Annotated in this window: 1 protein-coding gene; it reads left to right on the forward strand. The window is 36.0% G+C overall.

The window, feature by feature from the left end; genetic code table 11:
• Positions 1 to 50: 50 nt before the first annotated feature.
• Positions 51 to 552: hypothetical protein (locus tag D0S45_20620; protein ID TIH07283.1), on the forward strand; the 502-nt coding region annotated here is incomplete at its 3' end.

The raw sequence follows: 552 nt of genomic DNA on the forward strand, positions 1-552 counted from the left end.
CATATAATAATCCAGAAATTGAAATAGAAAAGAAAAAAGGGAGGTTTGTGATGGTTTTTCAATCTTTTMTACTAGGTAATCTAGTATCCTTATGCATGAAGATAATAAAWTCGGTCGTTGTGGWCGGACTCTRTTATGGATTTCTGACCACATTYTCCATAGGGCCCTCTTATCTCTKCCKKCTCCGAGCTCRGGTTATGGAMGAAGGAGAAGAAGGAACCSAGAAGAARGTATCAGCAACAACWGGTTTTATTRCGGGACAGCTYATRATGTTCATATCGATCTATTATGCGCCTCTGCATYTAGCAYTGGGTAGACCTCATACAATAACTGTCCTAGCTCTACCGTATCTTTTGTTTCATTTCTTCTGSAAYAATCACMAACACTTYTTTGATTATGGATCTACTACCAGAAATKMAATGCGTAATCTYMGCATTCAATGTGTATTCCTGAATAATCTCATTTTTCAATTATTCAACYATTTCATTTTACCAAGTTCAATGTTAGCCAGATTAGTCAACATTTATATGTTTCGATGCAACAACAAGATGT

Source organism: Marinifilum sp. JC120 (assembly GCA_004923195.1).
GTDB lineage: Bacteria > Desulfobacterota > Desulfovibrionia > Desulfovibrionales > Desulfovibrionaceae > Maridesulfovibrio.